General features: G+C 45.9%; 1 pseudogene. It reads right to left on the reverse strand.

Annotated features, from left to right (window positions below):
- Nucleotides 1-764, reverse strand: a pseudogene (locus R7044_RS25050) (hypothetical protein); the annotation flags it as partial.

Genomic DNA, 764 nt, shown 5'->3' on the forward strand with positions numbered 1-764 from the left:
CTGCGGTAATTTCACAAATGTTATTGAAGTGCACTGCATTACCATTAAGTGCGTCACTGCGGTTGTAAGCTTCACCGATAATGAGGGGGACGCCATTTTCCATTTTCATGACAGATTTTACGTCGAACGAAATGGTGTGATCACTGGTATTGTTCCATGCAGCAGAAAGGCTTTCGCTCACTTCATAAGGCGCGGGATCTTCACCGCGAACATTTGGAACGAGAACGAAGAATGTGGCACAGCCATCCTCTCCTGTCATTCGCTGTACGTAACCATTGACATCGACTTCCGCTAAATTCTCACCTTGTGGAAGAACGCCGGCATCAAGAAGAAGTTGTTCTATCACTAAGAATTCACCATTTTCTGGATACTCAGGGTTGAATGGTTTAGGAACGGGTACACTGTCAGGTATGTAAAGGTTGACCGGCCAATTCGGAATCAAGCCTTCGCCTTCATCATGAATACCGTTACCGTTCATATCGAACGACTTACACACTTTAAGATTGGCAATACCGATAGAACCAAAACGGATGGTTAACACGGGATCATCATCAAAGGTTGGTTGAGCCCAAGCACTAGGCATGAAACCAACGTCATTCTCCTCATTACCGCTGGCTTCATCTGTGTCCTCACCAGCAGAACGTTTGATGGTTTCGTCGAAGTCGGTTTGACATGCTAGAGCGTTTGCAAAGCCTATATGCAGATCGCCATCTTCGAACGTCGGTGCAAAGTCTCTTAAATCTGCGAAGGTTGTGAAGTGAGTG

This window comes from Vibrio sp. 1402 (assembly GCF_033340275.1).